15 protein-coding genes are annotated in these 18,639 nt (G+C 55.5%); 6 read left to right on the top strand and 9 right to left on the bottom strand.

The window, feature by feature from the left end; translation table 11 throughout:
• Positions 1 to 131 precede the first annotated feature (131 nt).
• The 4 genes from thrC to ACYVG7_RS04515 form a co-directional block, all read right to left on the bottom strand.
• Positions 132 to 1,403 carry a threonine synthase gene (gene thrC / locus ACYVG7_RS04530; protein ID WP_460882040.1) on the bottom strand — a complete coding sequence of 424 codons (1,272 nt, stop codon included), beginning with the start codon at positions 1,401 to 1,403 and terminating at the stop codon, positions 132 to 134.
• Between the two features lie 13 nt (positions 1,404 to 1,416).
• Complete coding sequence (thrB, locus tag ACYVG7_RS04525) at positions 1,417 to 2,370, bottom strand: homoserine kinase (RefSeq protein WP_460882039.1); 954 nt, start codon at positions 2,368 to 2,370, stop codon at positions 1,417 to 1,419.
• Between the two features lies 1 nt (position 2,371).
• On the bottom strand, positions 2,372 to 4,828 hold the full coding sequence (gene thrA, locus ACYVG7_RS04520) for a bifunctional aspartate kinase/homoserine dehydrogenase I (protein ID WP_460882038.1): 2,457 nt from the start codon (positions 4,826 to 4,828) through the stop codon (positions 2,372 to 2,374).
• A 217-nt stretch (positions 4,829 to 5,045) separates the two neighbouring features.
• The gene (locus tag ACYVG7_RS04515; RefSeq protein ID WP_460882037.1) at positions 5,046 to 5,747 is read right to left on the bottom strand and encodes a tRNA/rRNA methyltransferase; all 702 of its coding nucleotides are present in this window, start codon (positions 5,745 to 5,747) and stop codon (positions 5,046 to 5,048) included.
• A 174-nt stretch (positions 5,748 to 5,921) separates the two neighbouring features.
• Between ACYVG7_RS04515 and ACYVG7_RS04510 the strand changes: the two genes are divergently transcribed.
• From ACYVG7_RS04510 to rfaH, 6 genes are all read left to right on the top strand, one after another.
• Positions 5,922 to 6,422: a hypothetical protein gene (locus ACYVG7_RS04510; protein WP_460882036.1), complete on the top strand. Its 501-nt coding sequence runs from the start codon at positions 5,922 to 5,924 to the stop codon at positions 6,420 to 6,422.
• A 334-nt stretch (positions 6,423 to 6,756) separates the two neighbouring features.
• Positions 6,757 to 7,479 carry a two-component system response regulator ArcA gene (arcA, locus tag ACYVG7_RS04505; RefSeq protein ID WP_460882035.1) on the top strand — a complete coding sequence of 241 codons (723 nt, stop codon included), beginning with the start codon at positions 6,757 to 6,759 and terminating at the stop codon, positions 7,477 to 7,479.
• A 322-nt stretch (positions 7,480 to 7,801) separates the two neighbouring features.
• Positions 7,802 to 8,845: a methionine ABC transporter ATP-binding protein MetN gene (metN, locus tag ACYVG7_RS04500; RefSeq protein WP_460882034.1), complete on the top strand. Its 1,044-nt coding sequence runs from the start codon at positions 7,802 to 7,804 to the stop codon at positions 8,843 to 8,845.
• Positions 8,826 to 9,479, top strand: coding sequence for a methionine ABC transporter permease (locus tag ACYVG7_RS04495; RefSeq protein ID WP_460882033.1), 654 nt, complete (start codon positions 8,826 to 8,828; stop codon positions 9,477 to 9,479). The genes metN and ACYVG7_RS04495 overlap by 20 nt, the downstream gene beginning before the upstream one ends.
• 30 nt (positions 9,480 to 9,509) lie before the next feature.
• On the top strand, positions 9,510 to 10,307 hold the full coding sequence (gene metQ, locus ACYVG7_RS04490; protein ID WP_460882032.1) for a methionine ABC transporter substrate-binding lipoprotein MetQ: 798 nt from the start codon (positions 9,510 to 9,512) through the stop codon (positions 10,305 to 10,307).
• 161 nt (positions 10,308 to 10,468) lie between these two features.
• Positions 10,469 to 10,972, top strand: coding sequence for a transcription/translation regulatory transformer protein RfaH (gene rfaH / locus ACYVG7_RS04485; protein ID WP_460882031.1), 504 nt, complete (start codon positions 10,469 to 10,471; stop codon positions 10,970 to 10,972).
• Positions 10,973 to 11,018: 46 nt separating this feature from the next.
• On the opposite strand, the gene dgt is transcribed toward rfaH, so the two are convergent.
• From dgt to ACYVG7_RS04460, 5 genes are all read right to left on the bottom strand, one after another.
• Entirely contained in the window at positions 11,019 to 12,377 is a 1,359-nt protein-coding gene (gene dgt, locus ACYVG7_RS04480; RefSeq protein ID WP_460882030.1) for a dGTPase, read from the bottom strand.
• Between the two features lie 37 nt (positions 12,378 to 12,414).
• Entirely contained in the window at positions 12,415 to 14,763 is a 2,349-nt protein-coding gene (gene arcB / locus ACYVG7_RS04475) for an aerobic respiration two-component sensor histidine kinase ArcB (protein WP_460882029.1), read from the bottom strand.
• A gap of 167 nt (positions 14,764 to 14,930) precedes the next feature.
• On the bottom strand, positions 14,931 to 16,268 hold the full coding sequence (gene glgC / locus ACYVG7_RS04470; protein WP_460882028.1) for a glucose-1-phosphate adenylyltransferase: 1,338 nt from the start codon (positions 16,266 to 16,268) through the stop codon (positions 14,931 to 14,933).
• A 290-nt stretch (positions 16,269 to 16,558) separates the two neighbouring features.
• Positions 16,559 to 17,464, bottom strand: coding sequence for a tRNA modification radical SAM protein MnmL/YtqA (gene mnmL, locus ACYVG7_RS04465; RefSeq protein WP_460882027.1), 906 nt, complete (start codon positions 17,462 to 17,464; stop codon positions 16,559 to 16,561).
• A 630-nt stretch (positions 17,465 to 18,094) separates the two neighbouring features.
• Positions 18,095 to 18,639: group II intron maturase-specific domain-containing protein (locus tag ACYVG7_RS04460; protein WP_460882026.1), on the bottom strand; the 545-nt coding region annotated here is incomplete at its 5' end.

Here is an 18,639-nt window from a genome sequence, read left to right as displayed (position 1 = left end):
TTACACCTCCAAGTCATCCCATCACCACCACGGTGACCGGATAGCGCCTGTCACGGCGCTGCGCGCCATGCCCGGCGCACATATAAAAACGGACAGCACAAGGGCTGTCCGTTTCAGGTTACCGAGAAGGCTTATGCCTTGAGCAAGTAGGCACGCAGAGCACTAAAATCGGCATCCATCTCATCGGAGAGCAAAGCCAGATCCGCACGCTCCGCCAGTGGCGCCGGTAGATCCAGCTGGATGTTCAGGATCGACTCCACACTCTCTTTGAACTTGGCCGGATGGGCCGTACACAGGAAGATACCCGCTTCATCGGCCGTCAGCTCGCTCTGCAGCAGATCCCAGGCAATGGCACCATGGGGCTCACACAGATAACCTTGGGCATACAGACGCTTGAGCGCATCTTCGGTTTGGGCATCGCTACGCGAACCGGATGCCAGGCTTTGCAGATCCCAACCCTTGACCTTGAACAGCTCTTCCACGCGAGGCCAGTTATTCGGACGACTGACATCCATGGCATTGGACAAGGTGGCAACCGTCGCCTTGGGATCCCAAGTGCCCTGCTGCAGATAGCGAGGCACGGTATCATTGGCATTGGTGGCGACCATGAAACGCTTCACCGGTAAGCCGAGCGCCTTGGCAATCAGGCCAGCGGTCAGGTTGCCGAAGTTACCGGACGGCACCGCAATCACCGCCTGAGCGCGCTTCTCGGCGGGCAATTGTGCAACTGCCTCGAAGTAGTAGCAAACCTGGGCCAACAAGCGACTGATATTGATCGAATTCGCGGAGTTCAGGCCAATCGCTTTTTTAAGCTCTTCATCATCAAACGCCTGCTTCACCAACGCTTGGCAATCATCAAAAGCGCCATGAACCGCAATGGTGCGAATGTTGCCACCCAGGGTACAGAACAGTTTTTCCTGTAACGGACTGATCTTGCCCTTCGGATAGAGGATCACTACCTCGATATTCGGCAAACCGTAGAAGGCATGTGCCACCGCAGCTCCGGTATCCCCTGAGGTAGCGGTCAGGATGGTGATCTTTTTACCATCCGACACCGCCATCAGCGATTGCGCCATGAAACGGCCACCGAAATCCTTGAATGCCAGCGTCGGACCATGAAACAGCTCGAGGGCATACTGATTCATGCCAACCTCAACCAGCGGAGCCGGAAAGGTGAAGGCATTGGCAACCAGCTGAGCCAGCTCCGGCAGTTCATCCCCCAGCAGATGGCGCAGAATGATCGCCGAACGCTCAACCAGCGGCTTGGCCAGCAGAGCCTCCACATCCGCCAGCGGAACTAGGCTATCTGGAAAAAATAAGCCTTGCCCACGCCCTAATCCCTGCTTGACGGCTTGCGCGAAATTAACCTGTTCACTGTGATCTTTGATGTTGTACAGCTTCATAATCCTGTGTCCCTTACTCGATTACATTCACCGTGGTGCCCGCACGGTCGATACGACACACGTGGCAGAACCCGTCCTGATTCTGGATGAAATTGGCTTCCAGCCACTCCTGCATACGCAGTGCTTGTTGCCTGTCCGTCATCACCACAAACACGCTGGGGCCAGATCCTGAGATCCCGGTTGCCAATGCGCCCGATAACGCGGCATGCTGGCGCACTTCGTTAAAACCAGGGATCAACGCCTGGCGATAGGGCTCGGCGATGACATCCTTGAGCACGGCTGCGGCCAATTGATCCTGTCCGGTATAGCTGGCATGGATAAAGGCGGCTAAGCGACGACCATAAGTCAGACAATCACTGCGCCGATATTGTGCCGGCAGGATAGCGCGCGCTTCTGCGGTACTGATGCTGATCCCCGGATAACAGGACACCCAGTACCAGTGCTCGAAATCGGGGATCGACTGGCTGATGACTCCAGCTTCCTCGATCATCAGCTGGATCCCCCCCAGATAGCAAGGAGCAACGTTATCGTAATGCACGGAGCCGGAAATACTGCCTTCCAGCTCCCCCATCAACAACAGTTGCTCGTCTTTATCCAGAGCAAAATCGTGAAAACCGTTCAGGCCTTCCAGCGCCGCCACTATGCTCGAAGCACTGGAGCCAAGCCCTGAGCCGATGGGCAAATTCTTTTCCAGCACCATATGCAGCGGCTGAATGCTGCGGCCTTTTTTCTTGAGCGCTTCGGCATAACCCAGGTAACAGGCATAGACGATGTTCTTCTGTGGATCGGCAGGCAACTTATGGGCAAAACGGCCCCGGCATTCCAGCGTGAAGGCTTGCGCACTGGCGTGCACTTCAACCCGATCACCGAGTAAAGATCCGTCAATCGGGGCCAAAGCAGCGCCGAGTACATCGAAACCGACACTGACATTCCCTATCGATGCGGGTGCATAGGCAACAACCGCCATATTAAACCTCCTGTTTCCAATTCAGGGTGCGCAGCAGATCTGCAAACACCCCAGCCGCTGTGACTTCAGTTCCAGCTCCATAGCCACGCAGCACGAGAGGAATCGGTTGATAATAGGTCGAGAAGAACGCCAGAGCGTTTTCACCATCCTTGACCTTATACAGGGGATCATTTTCATCCACTGCCTTGATGGCCACCTTGCACTTGCCATCCTTGATGGAGCCGACGTAGCGCAAGACTTGGCCCTGTGCTTTGGCTTCTGCCACCTTGCTGGCAAACCAGGCATCCGCTTCCGGCAAACGACGGATAAAGCTCTCGGTATCGCCGCTGGCATCAAAACCAGGCGGCAGGGCTTGTTCAACATCAACATCAGCCAAGTCGAGCACCATACCGGCCTCGCGTGCCAGGATCAGCAGCTTGCGCGCCACATCCATGCCACTGAGATCATCGCGCGGATCCGGCTCGGTAAAGCCCTTGCCCTTGGCGGTCAGAGTCGCCTCAGAGAAGCTCATCCCCTCATCCAGCTTGCCGAAGATAAAGGACAAGGAACCTGAGAGGATACCGTCAAAGGCCTTGAGCTTGTCACCTGCCTTGATCAGGTTCTGCAGGTTTTCGATGACCGGCAAACCAGCACCCACGTTGGTTTCGTACAGGAACTTGCGGCGCGTTAATTGTGCGGTTTTACGCAGCTCACGGTAGTAAGCCATGGAGCTGGTATTGGCTTTCTTGTTCGGTGTGACCACATGGAAGCCAGCCGCCAGGAAGTCAGCATACTGGTTAGCCACAGACTCATCAGAGGTACAATCGACGATCACCGGATTGATGAGGTGACTATCGTCGACCAATTTTTTCACCGCACCCAGCGTGAAACCGTGGGCTGCCTCTTCGAGCAGAGCACTCGTATTGGCCAGATCCAGGCCATCTCGATTCAGTGCTAGTTTACGGGAGTTCGCCAGACCAACCACACGCAAGCCGATGCCCTGTGCGGCCAGCACTGGCTGTTGGCGACGGATTTGCTCCAACAAGGCACCACCGACACCGCCCAACCCCACCAGGATGAGATCGATAAACTGCATGCTGGTGAAGAAGTTCTGGTGACACGCCTTGATGGCCTCGTTGACCTTACCCTTGGTCACGACCGCAGAGATAGAGCGCTCACTAGAGCCCTGTGCTATGGCGACCACATTGATGTTACCCTGCGCCAGCGACAGGAAGAAACGCGCCGCAACCCCCTTACTGGTACGCATGCCATCCCCAACCACAGAGATGATGGCCAGCTCATGACGCATCTCGATCGCTTCCAGCAATCCGGCCTTCAGCTCCAGCTCGAATTCCTCTTCCAGGATCAGACGGGCTTTCTCCGCATCGTAGGTATGAATACAGAAGCTGATGCTGTACTCGGACGAGGACTGGGTGATCAGCGTAATGGAGACACCAGCGCGGGAAACCGCGGTGAAGATACGACCGGCCATGCCGACCATGCCTTTCATACCAGGACCGCTGACGTTGATCATGGAGATCCCGGCCAGATCGGAGATGCCCTTGACCGGCAGCTCGTCATCGCCCTGCTCGGCAATCAGAGTGCCCTCGCCCTGCGGGTTGAAACTGTTCTTGATGAGGCAGGGAATATGGAATTGAGCGATGGGCGCTATGGTCCGCGGGTGCAGAACCTTGGCACCAAAGTAGGAAAGCTCCATCGCCTCCTTATACGACATACGCTTGAGCAGTACCGCATCCGGCACCAAGCGCGGATCGCAACTGTAGACGCCATCCACATCGGTCCAGATTTCACAGCACTCGGCGCTGACGCAGGCGGCCAGACAGGCCGCGGAGTAATCGGAGCCGTTGCGGCCTAGCAGCACCAGCTCACCCTTCTCGTTACCACCGGTGAAACCCGCCATCAAATAAACGGCTTCGGTCTTGAGCGGCTCGGCTTGGAAACGGGCACGGGAAACATCGATGTTGACGTGGGATTCCAGGAAGCCACCTTCAGCCAGCAGCAACTTGACCGGGTCAATCAGCACTACCTCATGACCTCGAACACTCAGCAATTCATGCATGCAGGCAATAGAAAGGGCTTCACCGCGGCTGAGGATCTGCGCCTGAATATTATCCGGGCATTGACCCAGCAGGGTAATGCCTTGCATCTGCCGACGGACACCGGCAAATTCTAGCTCCATTCGCGCCTTGAGCTTGCTGTCATCCAGCGCTGGATATTTACTCTTTAAACCAGCAATCAGGTGGGTGAAGATCCCTTCAATCTGCGCCAGAGTTTCTGAGGCATCCAGCCCCCGGCTCGTCTGTTCCACCAAGGCGACCAAGTGATTGGTTACTTTGGCCGGAGCTGACAGTACCAACGCCACCTGAGCTTGCTGCTGGTTGTTAACCACAATGTCCGATACCCGCAAAAAACGCTCGGCATCAGCCAGTGAAGAGCCTCCAAACTTCAAAACACGCATACACATCTCCCTGTAACGAAAAAGCCCGTACCTTAGGGGTACGGGCTTTTGAAATTTCTGAACCTGTTGTCAGTGCACTCAGCAGCCCGCGCCGATACCACCCAAGGTGGTGCCGGTAATGGTAATTGTGGTGGTGCGGGTGATCACTGACAGCATGTTGGAAATCAAACCTGAATGAATAAACGCGCTTAGCAATACCGGATTGCCCTGGTGCCTGTCAATCTATTCTTGAATTTGCCAACGCCTTGGCCAGATCCTTGCACAGCAGATGTAACAGGTTCATATCCCGTTGTGCCAGCATAGGAATACCATCAAGCACCCACTTCCTTAGCTTTTCATCCTGAGATACACCGATTGCATCGAGTATTTGTTCTGATTTATGTTGCAGGGCATGGACCTGAGCCTGCTCGGGCTGAACGGCCGGTTCGCAGGATATTTCCCCATCGAACAATGCGGAGAGCTCATAGGCATATAACATGATGGCCTGCCCCAGATTCAAAGAAGGGTAACCCACTCGCAACGGCAAATAGCTAACCAGATCCGCTTGTGCCAGTTGGGTATTGGACAAACCGGACTCTTCGCAACCAAACAGAATGCCGATACGGCGTAAACTTGGTTTGTTGCGGATCTGCTGGCACACCTCATCCGGCGTCAAATAACGGTAGTGTTCGCCACGCTGGCGCGCCGTTGTGGCAACCACCAGATCCAGATCAGCCAAAGCCTCTGGCAGAGCATCAAACCGTTGCGCACTGGTCAGCAACTCCTGTGCACCATGAGCAACCCAGTGCGCCTCATCCCGGGTATGCACGTCACTGGCGACAATCCGCAACTGTGCAAAGCCCATGGTCTTGAGAGCCCGTGCCGCAGCACCGACATTTTCCGGTCGCGCCGGTGCCATCAGGATAAAAATGAGTTCCATAGCATCTCCCTCTCCCACGAGGGCGCCAATCTAGCGTCAGCGCCTGGGGAATACCAGCGCTTGCGCGATTATTCCCATGGTGCCGCGGAGTGACTGACCATAAATTATAGCTTGGCTCACTGATCCTGGGTCGTAGCTGTGCCATGCTTATCCTCACTGTACGCAGGGAGTCCCATGAACCGACAAGGCAAGCGTCTCTTATTTGCTATCTGTATGCTGGCCATGATGGGCCCGGCAGAAGCGGTCGCGAACGGCTTTGAATCAGGGAAAACGGCTCTTGGCGAACATATCTATGTCAGCTCCTACACACCTTCTCTGCTCGAGCAAAATTTGTACGCCAAACAACAGTTGATCTATGACTGGCAATTCAAGGGCGGCTATCAGGAGAGCTGGAAAGGTTGGTACTCCTTCTTTGAAACGGGCGCCGCTAAGCCCAATATGGATGGCATCACGCAACAGAACTATCAATTCAGCTCCGGTGTCGGTTACCACTGGAATGACAACCTGATCCTCTCCAGTAGCATGCGGCAAGTTTTTGCTGAAACGTCCGATACCCAACTCGAATTCAGCTCAACCCTGCTGTTAAGTCAAGCCTTGAGCGTGCAGGCAGCCTATGGCCTTTCCAAAGATGAGAGCCTGCAAGAAATTGCCGTGGGCCTCGCTTACCAGTTTTAACCGCACCGCCACCCCACTCGGCTTTTACGAGTAATCACACTTCAGTCATTTGAGCGTCCGATTAAAGTTGATATACGTCAAACAAGCTCTCGATTCTTGCCCCTATCCCCTAGCCAGCTATTGTTAACCGCCTGTTACTTGATACATTCCTCAGCCGTTGTAAACGGGTTTCCTTAATCCCTTGTTCGGGCCAAGTAAGCCCGAGTAATGAGACCACAGCGTCAAAATCATCGAAAAAATAGCTTGCTGCACTAAGCGCTGTGAACAACTCATCGCCTTTAGTAAAACGAAATGTTAAATTTTCTGTTAGTTTTTAACCTCCCGGGTAATGTCCATGCACACACCACAGATCCTGATCGTCGAAGACGAGCTCGTGACACGCAATTCTCTGAAAAGCATCTTTGAAGCAGAAGGCTACGATGTGCTCGAAGCCAATAATGGCGATGAGATGCATGAGGCTTTAACGGACAATGATGTTGATCTTGTCATCATGGACATCAATTTACCGGGTAAAAATGGCCTGTTGCTTGCTCGTGAGCTACGGGAAAAGGGGCAAACCGGCCTGATGTTCTTGACCGGACGCGACAATGAAGTGGACAAGATCCTTGGCCTGGAAATTGGCGCTGATGATTACATCACCAAGCCATTCAATCCTCGTGAACTAACGATCCGGGCCCGCAACCTGCTCAGTCGTACTCGTCGTGGAGAGGACGCCTCTGGTACTGCGACGAACCAACAACAAAACTACCGCTTCAACGGCTGGACTCTGGATATCAACAGCCGGAGCCTGATCAACCCATCAGCCGAGTCATTTCGTCTTCCGCGCTCCGAGTTTCGCGCCCTGCTGCATTTTTGTGAAAACCCGGGCCAAATCCAGACTCGTGCCGACTTATTACTGAAAATGACCGGTCGAGAACTCAAACCACATGATAGAACTGTGGATGTCACCATCCGGCGGATCCGCAAGCATTTTGAATCCGTGCCAGATACTCCGGAAATTATTGCCACCATCCACGGTGAGGGCTACCGCTTCTGCGGCACACTGGAAACCGAATAATTCGGCACCCTCATCCTGATTGATGATGACTCCGGGGCGCACTGCGCCCCGGAGTCATTTCAGCCCTACTATTGCCACGCATCATGTGCCAAACATCATGATCCTGCCTGCTATATCCGACATCCACTACGCTTGAACCTGGTGTTAGCTATTTTTTAGCTATGGATAGCAGCCATTTAGCCATCCAGACATAGAAAAGTCCGTTGACACAAGTCTGTGAACGCCATAGCATCTTTTACCATGATTACTGGCATATCTAGCCAGTTTGGCTGCAGCTCCAGTCATAACCAGTGACAGACGCCGCCGTAGCATGAGATTAACCATGATTAAACTAAGTAAAATTGCAAAAACATACGGTCAAGGCTCCCAGGCCGTGGTCGCCCTCAAACCCACCGACCTGCAGATCGGCAAGGGGGAAATCTTCGGGGTGATTGGCGCATCCGGGGCTGGTAAAAGCACCCTCATTCGTTGTGTCAATCTTCTGGAGCGACCAACCTCAGGCCATGTCGAAGTCGATGGTATCGAATTAACCGCGCTGGCGAATCATGAGCTGACCCTGGCCCGTCGCAAGATTGGCATGATCTTCCAACACTTCAATCTGCTCGCCTCGAGAACCGTATTCGAGAATGTTGCGCTACCTCTGGAGCTGGCAGGCATAGATAAAGCCGGTATTCAGCAACGGGTCACCAAGCTGCTCGATCTGGTGGGTCTGAGCAATCGAGCCCATGCCTATCCATCTGAACTCTCTGGTGGACAGAAACAACGAGTCGCCATCGCTCGAGCCCTGGCTCCTGAGCCCAAGGTGTTGCTGTGCGACGAAGCCACATCGGCGCTGGACCCACAAACCACCCAATCTATCCTGGCCCTGCTCAAAGAGATCAATCTCAAACTGGGTCTGACCATATTGCTGATCACCCATGAAATGGATGTGGTGAAGAGTATTTGTGATCGGGTCGCCATCATCAGCGAGGGGGAGTTAATCGAACAAGGGGAAGTCGCTTGGTTCTTCTCTCATGCCAAGACCCAACTGGCCCAAGACTTTATTCGCTCCACCATTCACTTACCGATCCCCCAGGAATATCAGGCCCGGTTGCTGGACCAGCGGATTGAGCAGAGCTGGCCCTTACTGCGCCTGGGCTTCAGTGGTAACACGGTCGATGCGCCGCTGATTTCCCAAGCCAGCCGCCAATTCGGAATCGATGTTAGTATTCTCAGCGCCGACATTGAGTACGCTGGTGGCGTCAAATTTGGTTTCCTGCTCGCCGAACTGTTTGCCACACCGGCCGCGACGCAACAGACCATCGATTTTTTCCGTGAGCACCAAATCCAGGTAGAGGTATTAGGCTATGTCCGCAGCCATGATTGATTTGTTACTCCTGGCCTTGGGTGAAACCATCCTCATGGTCGCAGCGTCGGCACTGTTCAGTGCGTTATTGGGTATTCCATTGGGCGTGGCCTTGCATGTGACCAAAGCCGGACAAATCCTGGCCCAACCGAAACTGCAGCGCCTGCTGGGCACCCTCGTCAATATCGGCCGCTCGGTGCCATTCATTATTTTGCTGGTGGCCATCATTCCGTTTACCCGACTCATCGTCGGAACCAGTATCGGTACGGTTGCCGCCATAGTCCCCCTTACCGTCGGCGCCATTCCGTTTGTCGCGCGCCTGATTGAGGGCGCCCTGATCGAGGTACCATTCGGTCTTCAGGAAGCCGCTCAGGCCATGGGAGCAAAACCACTGCAGATCATCCAGAAAGTATTACTACCCGAAGCCTTGCCCGGGATTATCAATGCTCTCACCATCACGCTGGTAACCCTGGTGAACTACTCGGCGATGGCGGGTGCTATCGGTGGTGGTGGCCTGGGGGATGTGGGTATTCGCTACGGCTATCAACGCTTTGACCCTGCCATTATGCTGGTCACCGTGGTGATTCTGGTGCTGCTGGTGCAACTGATCCAAGGACTGGGTGACCGTCTGGTCAAACGTGTCGATCATCGCTAAAAATCGAGTTTTATCCAACAGGAGGTTTCCATGAAATATGCACTACATACTGCCGCCGCCTTGCTCTCTGCATTGCTGATCTCGGGATGTGGCAAAGATGCACAAGACAACCATATCAAAGTCGGTGCGATTGCCGGTACCGAAGCGCAGGTGGTGGAAGTAGCCAAGCAAGTCGCCAAAGAGAAGTTCGGCCTGGAAGTCGAAATTGTCAGCTTCAGCGACTATGTCACGCCCAACGTCGCGCTCAACGATGGCAGCATTGATGTCAACGCCTTCCAACACAAGCCTTACCTGGATTCACAAATCAAGGATCGTGGCTACAAACTGGCGGCTGTGGGCAATACGTTCGTCTATCCGATTGCTGGCTACTCCAAGAAAATCAAGACCATAGCTGAGTTGAAAGAAGGCGCCCAAATCGCGGTCCCCAACGATCCGACCAACCTCGGCCGCTCTTTGCTGCTGCTGCAAAAGCAGGGCATCATCCAGCTGAAGGCAGATGTCGGCCTGAATGGAACTGTGCTGGATATCGTCGGCAATCCGAAGCAAGTCAAGATTGTCGAACTGGAAGCGGCGCAACTGCCACGCTCCCTGGATGATGTGGATCTGGCGATTATCAACACCACCTATGCCTCGCAAATTGACCTGTTGCCGACTCGGGATGGTCTGTTTGTCGAAGACAAGGACTCACCTTACGTGAATCTGGTGGTGGCTCGTGAAGACAACAAGGATGCAGAAAAGGTCAAACAGTTTGTTCAGGCCTATCAAAGCGATGAAGTCTACAAAGCCGCACAAGAGTTGTTCAAAGGCGGCGTCGTCAAGGGCTGGTAATACGACAACCCCGACCGTGTAATTTTTTGTAAATGCGGTTAGAATCCACAGAAAGGTCACGAAAGCGTGGCCTTTCTTTTTTTCAGCCGCTATTGTTGAGCTGAGCATGATGAACACGATAACTAACTAAAAAAACTGCACGGATCACGGAAGTTACCGCCATGAAAGACTGGTATTTGGCATATTGCCGCCATCGCGAAGAGGGGAGAGCCAGCATGCACCTGAGAAATCAGGGTGTGGACAGCTACTACCCCATGGTTCAGGTCGAGAAGTTACAGCGGGGCCACCGTGTCGCACGGATGGAGCCCATGTTCCCCTCCTATCTGTTTGTGCAAGTCGATTTGGATACCTTTCCCCCCTATCGCCTGAACTCCACCCGGGGTCTGCGTCATATGGTGCGCTTTGGTAATCAATGGACCAAGGTTCCCAAGGAGCTGGTCTATTCGTTGATGTGTCACGAAGATAGCGACGAGGTGCGAGCGCTGCTGAGTCAGTTACCCTGCAGCGGTGATAAGGTACGGATCAACGAAGGCGCCTTTGCCGGACTCGAAGCCCTCTATCTGGAGCCGGACGGCGATCAGCGCTCCTATCTGCTGCTGGAGATGCTGCATAAGCAGTTCCAACACAGTATCGATAATCGCGCCTTTGCCCTGATCTCAGGCTAACCTTCACAACTTGATGACCAAGGGGACTCTAGCGCCCCTTGCGTCATCAGAAGCCACGCAGTAACCGGTATTCCGCCTGCACATAGGTATCGGTCATGCCACTGACATAATCGATGAGCAGACGCACCCGGTAATACCACTCCAGTTCTTCCCAACGAGCATCCTCGCACTCAAGATCCCTGACCGCCCGGCGATAGGCATCCAGATGTCGCCGCGATAAACGATGGGATAAACGTCGATGCAGCGCATGGCCACTGCCCTCGTCATCCGCCAGCAGCGCCATAAATTCGGCATGAGTCAGCGTCAGCAGTCGCCCATAACTATCCAGTACGCCGGTTAATGCCGCATATCCTTCCAGCTCCAGCGCTTCAATCTCACGACAACGAAAAATCCGATCCCGGGCGAGCTGACGCAAGAGTGACAGCAATTCGATGGCTGGATGACCGCTGGCCAGTAAACTGCCAGCGAAATGACCCTCCAGAATCGCGGACTCATGCTGCAGGTACTCCGCCACCACCACCCGGACCACCTCATCGGTCAAGCGCGCACGGAAGGTCGGAAAGAAGCCCTCTACGCTAGCCTGCGCCTCGGCCAGCAGCCCGGAGAGATACGCATCACCGTGCCAGACCGAGAGCAGGTGCTGTTGCAGCTCGAGCAGGCTCAACAAGCCACGATCGACCGCATCCTCCAGATCGGCGATGCAGTAACAGAGATCGTCGGCCGCCTCCATCAGATAAACCAGCGGGAATCGCTGCCCCACCTGCACCCCCAGCTGTTGCCGTAGCTGACTCACCAATCGGCGCTCACTGTAAAAATAACCAATCTTTTGTCCGGGTTCGGCGCCATCCCCCATGCCGACCGGCACCTTGATCAGGGTCGCCAGCAAGCTATAGGTCAAATCCATCTGTTGCAGGGAGTGCGCCAGCCGCAAGCTCTGGGCATTGCCATCAAACGCCAGCAGGTCCGGTTGGAGAGTCTGAGTCCATAGCTCACTCGGCTCCTGCGCCAAGCACTGGGCATAGAGGACCGGTAATTGCTGTCCCAGCCACTCCCGCAGCACCGACTCGCCAAAGTGGCCGAACGGTGGATTACCCACATCGTGGAGCAGACAGGCCATTTCCAGCAGATTCAACAAAGGCATTTCCGGTAAACCGGCATCTTCCTTGGCGCGGAGCAAGGCGCGACAAATCTGGCGCCCCACCTGCTGCACTTCCAGGGAGTGAGTCAAACGACTACGAACAGAGGCTTTGACATCCAGAGGAAAGACCTGGGTTTTTTGCTGCAAACGCCGCACCGGAGCGCTTTGCACCACCCGGGCTCGATCCGCTTCCGTCGCTTCCAGCAAGGAGTCGGCAGGCAGCTGACTAAAACGCGCCGGTTGCAACAACTGCTCATATCTCATCATCCGATGACTCTCCCGAACCCGTGATTATTTCCCACCATCAACTGGCCAACCAGGCTTTCAACTGCTGTAGATCGCTTGGATAGACACTCCGCAATTCAGCCACCCACGACTGGATCTGCTGCGACCACTCCGGCAAGTCCGGAGATTGGGCCTGCTTGGCCAATTGATGCAAACGCCGCAAGCCAATAGCCCCGACCGCGCTCTTGATCTTGTGCGCCTCACTGACGATCCCGTCCTGCTGGTGCGCTTCGAGCTGGCGCTCCAGCTCAGCCAGATAATCCGGCATCATCTGCGCGAACAGCTCCACAGCCCCGAGCAAAACCGGCTTGCCCACCATGTCGGCATAGTCCGTTAAAAAGGGCAGATCCAGAATATCCTCGAGCACCGGCGCATCGGCCGCGACAGCCGGTAGAGCCGGCGCAGCCTCAGGCGCTGCTGGATCCGCCTCGTGCGCCGCAGGCGCGAGAAACAGCTGGTGCAACACCCGCTTGAGATTGTCCACCGACAGCGGCTTGCCAATCACATCGCGCATGCCGTGGGCCAAATAAGTCGACTTGTCGCGGATCAGGTTGGCGGTTAACGCCACCAGCGGCGGCAGCGCCTCGCGCCCATGACGCTCCAGCAGCTGATCCGCCACTTCAAAGCCGGTCATGTCCGGCAACTGGATATCCAGCAGTACCAGATCAAAGGCCTCGGGTTGCATCAGTGCCAAGGCCTCCTCGCCGCAACGGGCCGGAACCACGCTGTGCCCCAGCTTTTCCAGCAAGGCGGTCGCCACCGTGATGTTCAGCTCCACATCCTCGACCAGCAGGATCCGCAGTGCCGGGGTCGTGAGCTCGATCTCCGGGGCTGGTTCCGCTAGCGACTCCACCACCAGCTCCAGGGTAAAGCAGCTACCATGCCCCTCTTCGCTATCCACCTCCAGCGTCCCGCCCATGGCTTCCACCAGTTGTCGGGACACCGCCAGGCCGATGCCGGTACCGACCGCATGCTTCTTGCCATTGACCTGGTAGTACATGGCAAAAATCTTGTCGAGCTCAGCAGCCGGGATCCCGACTCCGGTATCTTCAACCTCAAAGCGCAGGTGGACATGCTGCTCGTCTTCCTGATGCATATAGATCCGTAACGTCACCCCACCCTGTTCCGTGAACTTGATGGCATTACCGGTCAGATTCCACAGCACCTGCCGCAAGCGAGTTCCATCGGCCAAGACCCAGGAGGGAACATCACCATCCAGATCCACATGTAGATACAAACCTTTCTGCTCGGCCATCAGCCGGGTCAGAGACTCCAAATCGCTCAAGAATGCTGGCAAGTCGACCCGGGCGGGCGCGATCTGCAAACGATGGCGATCAATTTTGTCCAGATCGATGATGTCGTTGAAAATATTGCCCAGCGTGACGGCACTGACATGGATGGTATTGAGATACTGACGCTGTTCAGCATCCAGACGGCTTTCCTGCAAAATCCGGCTCAGGCCGACGATGCCATTGAGCGGGGTGCGCAATTCATGACTGATAGTCGAGATGAAGGTGGTCTTCTCGCGGCTCGCCTGTTCCAGCTGTTCCTGGTAGCGCTTGCGCTCGGTTACGTCGCGACCAAAACCCAGCAACCCCAAGCGGTTACCCCGCGCATCATAAAACGGCACCTTGCGCATCTCGAAGCAGGCGGTATGCCCATCGGGATAGCGCATCCACTGCTCATAGGTGTAAGTAGTGTCACTGGCAAAGACATGACGATCGGTTTCTACCACTCGGTCCGCCACCGCAGGCTCATAGATGTCATGGGGCGTCTTGCCAATCAATTCGGACTCTTTGCAGCCGGTCAATGTTTCCATCGCCAGATTACAGCCGGAGAACTCCCCTTGCGGGTTGCGGTAGTAAATGATGTCGGGCGAACTATCGATAAAGGATCGCAGCAGGGCGCTGCGATCTTCCAGGTCCAGCTGTGCCTGCTCCCGTCGCGCCACTTCGGCCTTGAGCTCGCTCATGGCCTGTTGTCGTGCCGCCTCGGCCCTGTGGGTCTCTTCAATCTGCTGATTCAGTTGGCTGATATTGCTGTGCAACTGCACATTCAACGCCTGATCCCGCTCCCGCATCTCCTGCAGTTTGCTAACCATATGAGTCAGCCGCTGCCGGGAATCTTCCAACTCGTCAACCACGGCGGTGAGAAAATAGGCCGCCCAGGGGGTGACCAGCAGACCAAAAAATACCGAGCGCACTATGTCGACCACATCGACAATGCCACGGAGCAACAGCGTCACTCCCATCTGGATCAGCACCGCCAGCACTATGATGAAGAGCGCCAGTAACAAGCTGAAGCGGATGATCCCCAGACGAGTCAGCCAATCCACATAATATTGGGCCCAGGATTTGATTTGCCGCATGCCAGTTCCTCGTAATACAACTCGGGCTATCATATCAACCCCAGGCCCGCCTCGGGCAGGATCCGCGCACAGTTAGTGGCAAATCCCGATAAAAACAACAAAGGGGCCTCTCGGCCCCTCAGAATTGCATACGGTTTAGCGTCTCGTGTCGACAGTCAACCCACCGCTTAGCGCGGTCGATCCGGCCGTTCCTGAGGCACCCCATCGAATAAATCGGGATGCTGCTGCGCCAGAGCCTTGAGCATACTCTTGGTCACCAGCGTCACCCCACCCTCGCTACGGTGAAAACGGCGGGCATCCTCCTCGGCATCCTCCCCGATCACCAGACCTGGTGGCAACTCGCACTGTTTATCAATAATCACCTTGTGCAGACGACAACCGCGGTGGATGACCACATCCGGGAACGCGACCACACCATCCAGCTTGCAGTTGGAGTGCACTCGCACCCCGGTGAACAACACCGAGTTGGCAATATCCGATCCACTGACGATGACGCCGCCGGAAAACACCGAATTCAACGAATTCCCGGCTTTCCCCTCGTAATCCTGCACAAACTTGGCGGGCGGCAACTGCTTCTGATTGGTCCAGATGGGCCAGCTTTCGTCATATAGATCCAGTTCCGGGACCACCGAAGCCAAATCCATATTCGCTTCCCAGAAGGAATCAACCGTACCGACATCACGCCAGTAACAGCAGTGCTCGTGTCCACGATTGCGCACACAGGAGAGGTTAAACGGATGGGCATGCGCCAGGCCGGCCTTGACCATTTTGGGGATGATGTTCATGCCAAAATCACGGCACGAAGTGTCATCATCCTGATCCTCGGCCAGCACTTGATACAAGAACTCCGCATCAAACACATACACACCCATGGAGGCCATCGAGGTCTCGGGATCGCCGGGAATCGTCGGCGGATCTTCCGGCTTCTCGACAAAATCGATGATGCGGCGACTCTCATCGACCTGCATGACACCAAACGCCGAGGCCTCCTGCTTGGGCACCTCGATACAGGCGACCGTCACAGGCCCGCCCAATTGCACGTGATCCATGATCAGCGTGGTGTAGTCCATCTTGTAGACGTGATCCCCCGCCAGCACCAGAATGTACTTGGGCGCATAATCGCGCACTATATCCAGATTCTGGAACACCGCATCGGCGGTTCCCCGATACCAGTTCACTTCGTCCACCCGTTGCTGCGCGGGCAGCAAGTCGATGAACTCATTCATCTGGTAGCGCAGAAAAGACCAACCGGCTTGCAGGTGACGCAACAGGCTATGGGACTTGTACTGGGTCACGACCCCGACCCGACGGACACCGGAATTGATGCAATTTGACAGTGCAAAATCGATGATGCGGAACTTGCCACCAAAGTGGACCGCCGGCTTGGCTCGATTATCGGTCAGCTGCTTGAGTCGACTACCGCGACCACCCGCCAGCACCAGAGCCATGGTCTGGTTCACCGCTTCTCGAGCCTGATTTACTGATCCTGGTCCAACAGATACCAATTTTATCTCCTTGTCGATTCTTATGAATAAGCTCGCAATCCTTGGCTCACCCTTACCTTACGGACTCGCGAGGCAGCTGTCGATGGACTGCCCTACCATCTTGCGCATCCAGGCCAACAGAAACTGTAAGTCAGCTCACGAAAGCGCTTTCAGTGCTTGATTGTAATATCACAAAAGTAGAGTTTTTGATCTGGTTTGCTATCGAAAAGAGACTAAAAAGGACAGTGGCTTCATATGAGGCAAGCACTACGGCTCGCAGCGCCTGCGAGCCATCAATGCCCAACGCGAGATCAGCTCAGGGCCGACCCTTGCCCACCGCTCAGCGCTAAAGCTTCCCCGATGGCGACCATGGCGCTCCAGCGGTTCTCGCACCACTCGGGCGCCAAGAGTGTCGGTTTGAGCGCCGAAGCGGAGACCCGGTGATAGACCACCTCTGCGGGCGTGTGCCGGATCATCGCCACCGCCGCCTCGACATACTCTTCGAGGGTCGGCACCTCAAGGCGTCCCGCGTGCCAGGCTTTGCCCAGAATGCTCCCCTCCACCACATGCAAGGGGTGCAATTTGATGCCATCGGTACCGGTACGAACCACCTGTTGCAACGTGGCCAGGCTATCCATGGCTACTTCTCCGGGTAGACCCACGATGAGATGGGTACAGACCTTCAGCTGCCGGGCCCGCGCCCGGATCACCGCGTTTTCATACGCCCGGTAATCATGGCCACGATTGATGCGTTTGAGGGTGGCATCATTGGCGCTCTGCAAACCCAGCTCCAGCCAGATCTCGAAGCCCTGCTGCTGATAGCCCGCCAGCAAGTCGAGAACCGCATCCGGCACACAATCCGGGCGGGTCCCCACGCACAGACCGACAATATCCGCCGCTTGCAGTGCTTCTTCATACATCTGGCGTAGAAAACCGACTTCGGCGTAGGTGCTGGTGTAGGCCTGAAAATAGGCCAGATAGCGCTTGGCACGGTTGGCCTCGCCGGCGCGCGCCAGTAGCTGGTCGCGGATGGGCAGGATCTGGGCTTGCTCATCGGCAAACGACGCCACATTGCAGAAGGTGCAACCACCACGTCCCAGGGTGCCGTCCCGATTCGGGCAGGTAAAGGCGCCATGCAGGGTGAGTTTATGGATCCGCTCGCCATAGCGGCTCTTGAGGTCATCCCCCAACATATGAACGTGCTGATTGAGTTGCATACCGGCTCCTGATGGTTGGCCGCGTATTGTAACGACGGAGCGCCAAGACAGAGATGATCCAGCGCAGGCCAGTGAAAGGCAGCAGGCCGAAATCGGTGGAACCAGGATGACGGCTCCGTTCCCCCCATACCGGAAGCAGCCACGATGGACCCCCGCACCTCATACCGCGGATAGATTTGCATATCTATGCACACACTCCTTCATTCATCGCCATTGGCAACCCCGCACAGCCTGTCGATCTGCCACTGGCAGACCGGCGTTTTGCAGCACAAAAATGTGTGCATAGTGCCCAAAATGGCAGGGTCGACTCGCGGTAATAGCCGCCTTGCCTATAGGAATCGGTCGGATGATTTCGTGATCGTTTCCGGCAAATTCATCGACCACACCCGAAACCGCTTAACATTGGCTACCGCTTCATAACGGGATGGCAACAATTGATATCCAGCGCTGACGTCATCGGTCCGCGGCAGCATGTTTCAGCGGGAGCCTGCAACGCAGCGTCTTACGCTGCCGCATCCGGTAGGGTGTGGAATGAATAGAAAATACAGAAATATGCAATCAATCGGGTAGCCGGAGGTTTCTAGCCCCCAGCCCCCACAACACCCTGCGTGCGGGTCCGCACAGGGCGTTTCACTTAGAATGGTGAAGCCGTATCCAACCATCGCGCAGCGCAAACAATCCTTGGGATTTCAGGTACGCGTTCGATAACGCCTGCTGGATCCCCGGGGTTTTCGAGCTACGCCATGGGCCTTTACTGGTGATGCCACACGCCACCGCCGTCCGGACGTGGACGCCCCGGCTCATCAGGTTCCGTACCTTGGTGCGCGGCTTTCGCCACTGCCGCCAGTAGGCCATCCGTATCCGGCGGCGGATCCATTGATCCAGCTCCACGCAGAGTTGATAGCAGTTGGCGATACCAAAGTAGTGGATCCAGCCTCGCAGGTATTGGCTCGTTTTGAAGAGTTGGTACTCCATCGCGACGCCCCAGTTGCGGTTGGTCAGTCGTCTGACTTGCTGCTTGAAACGCTGCAAGCTGTTCGGGTGGATGAGGATCCTCCCCGTCTTGAAGGTAAATCCGAGGAACTTACTCTCCGAGGTTTTGACGACATGGCTTTTGCTGGCGTTGACCACCAGTTTCAAACGCTGTTGCAGGTAGCGGCTGATGCTGGCCAGTA

Source organism: Pseudaeromonas pectinilytica, from assembly GCF_054780855.1.
The sequence above is the reverse complement of the archived record's forward strand: the minus strand, read 5'-3'. Positions and strand labels throughout refer to the sequence as shown.

What these genes read in the sequence shown, in the direction of transcription:
- thrA (WP_460882038.1), bottom strand. Translation starts at nt 4,828, where the DNA reads ATGCGTGTTTTGAAGTTTGGAGGCTCTTCACTGGCTGATGCCGAGCGT.
- mnmL (WP_460882027.1), bottom strand. Translation starts at nt 17,464, where the DNA reads ATGCAACTCAATCAGCACGTTCATATGTTGGGGGATGACCTCAAGAGC.
- metQ (WP_460882032.1), top strand. Translation starts at nt 9,510, where the DNA reads ATGAAATATGCACTACATACTGCCGCCGCCTTGCTCTCTGCATTGCTG.
- dgt (WP_460882030.1), bottom strand. Translation starts at nt 12,377, where the DNA reads ATGATGAGATATGAGCAGTTGTTGCAACCGGCGCGTTTTAGTCAGCTG.
- ACYVG7_RS04510 (WP_460882036.1), top strand. Translation starts at nt 5,922, where the DNA reads ATGAACCGACAAGGCAAGCGTCTCTTATTTGCTATCTGTATGCTGGCC.
- metN (WP_460882034.1), top strand. Translation starts at nt 7,802, where the DNA reads ATGATTAAACTAAGTAAAATTGCAAAAACATACGGTCAAGGCTCCCAG.
- arcB (WP_460882029.1), bottom strand. Translation starts at nt 14,763, where the DNA reads ATGCGGCAAATCAAATCCTGGGCCCAATATTATGTGGATTGGCTGACT.
- thrB (WP_460882039.1), bottom strand. Translation starts at nt 2,370, where the DNA reads ATGGCGGTTGTTGCCTATGCACCCGCATCGATAGGGAATGTCAGTGTC.
- ACYVG7_RS04515 (WP_460882037.1), bottom strand. Translation starts at nt 5,747, where the DNA reads ATGGAACTCATTTTTATCCTGATGGCACCGGCGCGACCGGAAAATGTC.
- arcA (WP_460882035.1), top strand. Translation starts at nt 6,757, where the DNA reads ATGCACACACCACAGATCCTGATCGTCGAAGACGAGCTCGTGACACGC.
- rfaH (WP_460882031.1), top strand. Translation starts at nt 10,469, where the DNA reads ATGAAAGACTGGTATTTGGCATATTGCCGCCATCGCGAAGAGGGGAGA.
- thrC (WP_460882040.1), bottom strand. Translation starts at nt 1,403, where the DNA reads ATGAAGCTGTACAACATCAAAGATCACAGTGAACAGGTTAATTTCGCG.
- ACYVG7_RS04495 (WP_460882033.1), top strand. Translation starts at nt 8,826, where the DNA reads ATGTCCGCAGCCATGATTGATTTGTTACTCCTGGCCTTGGGTGAAACC.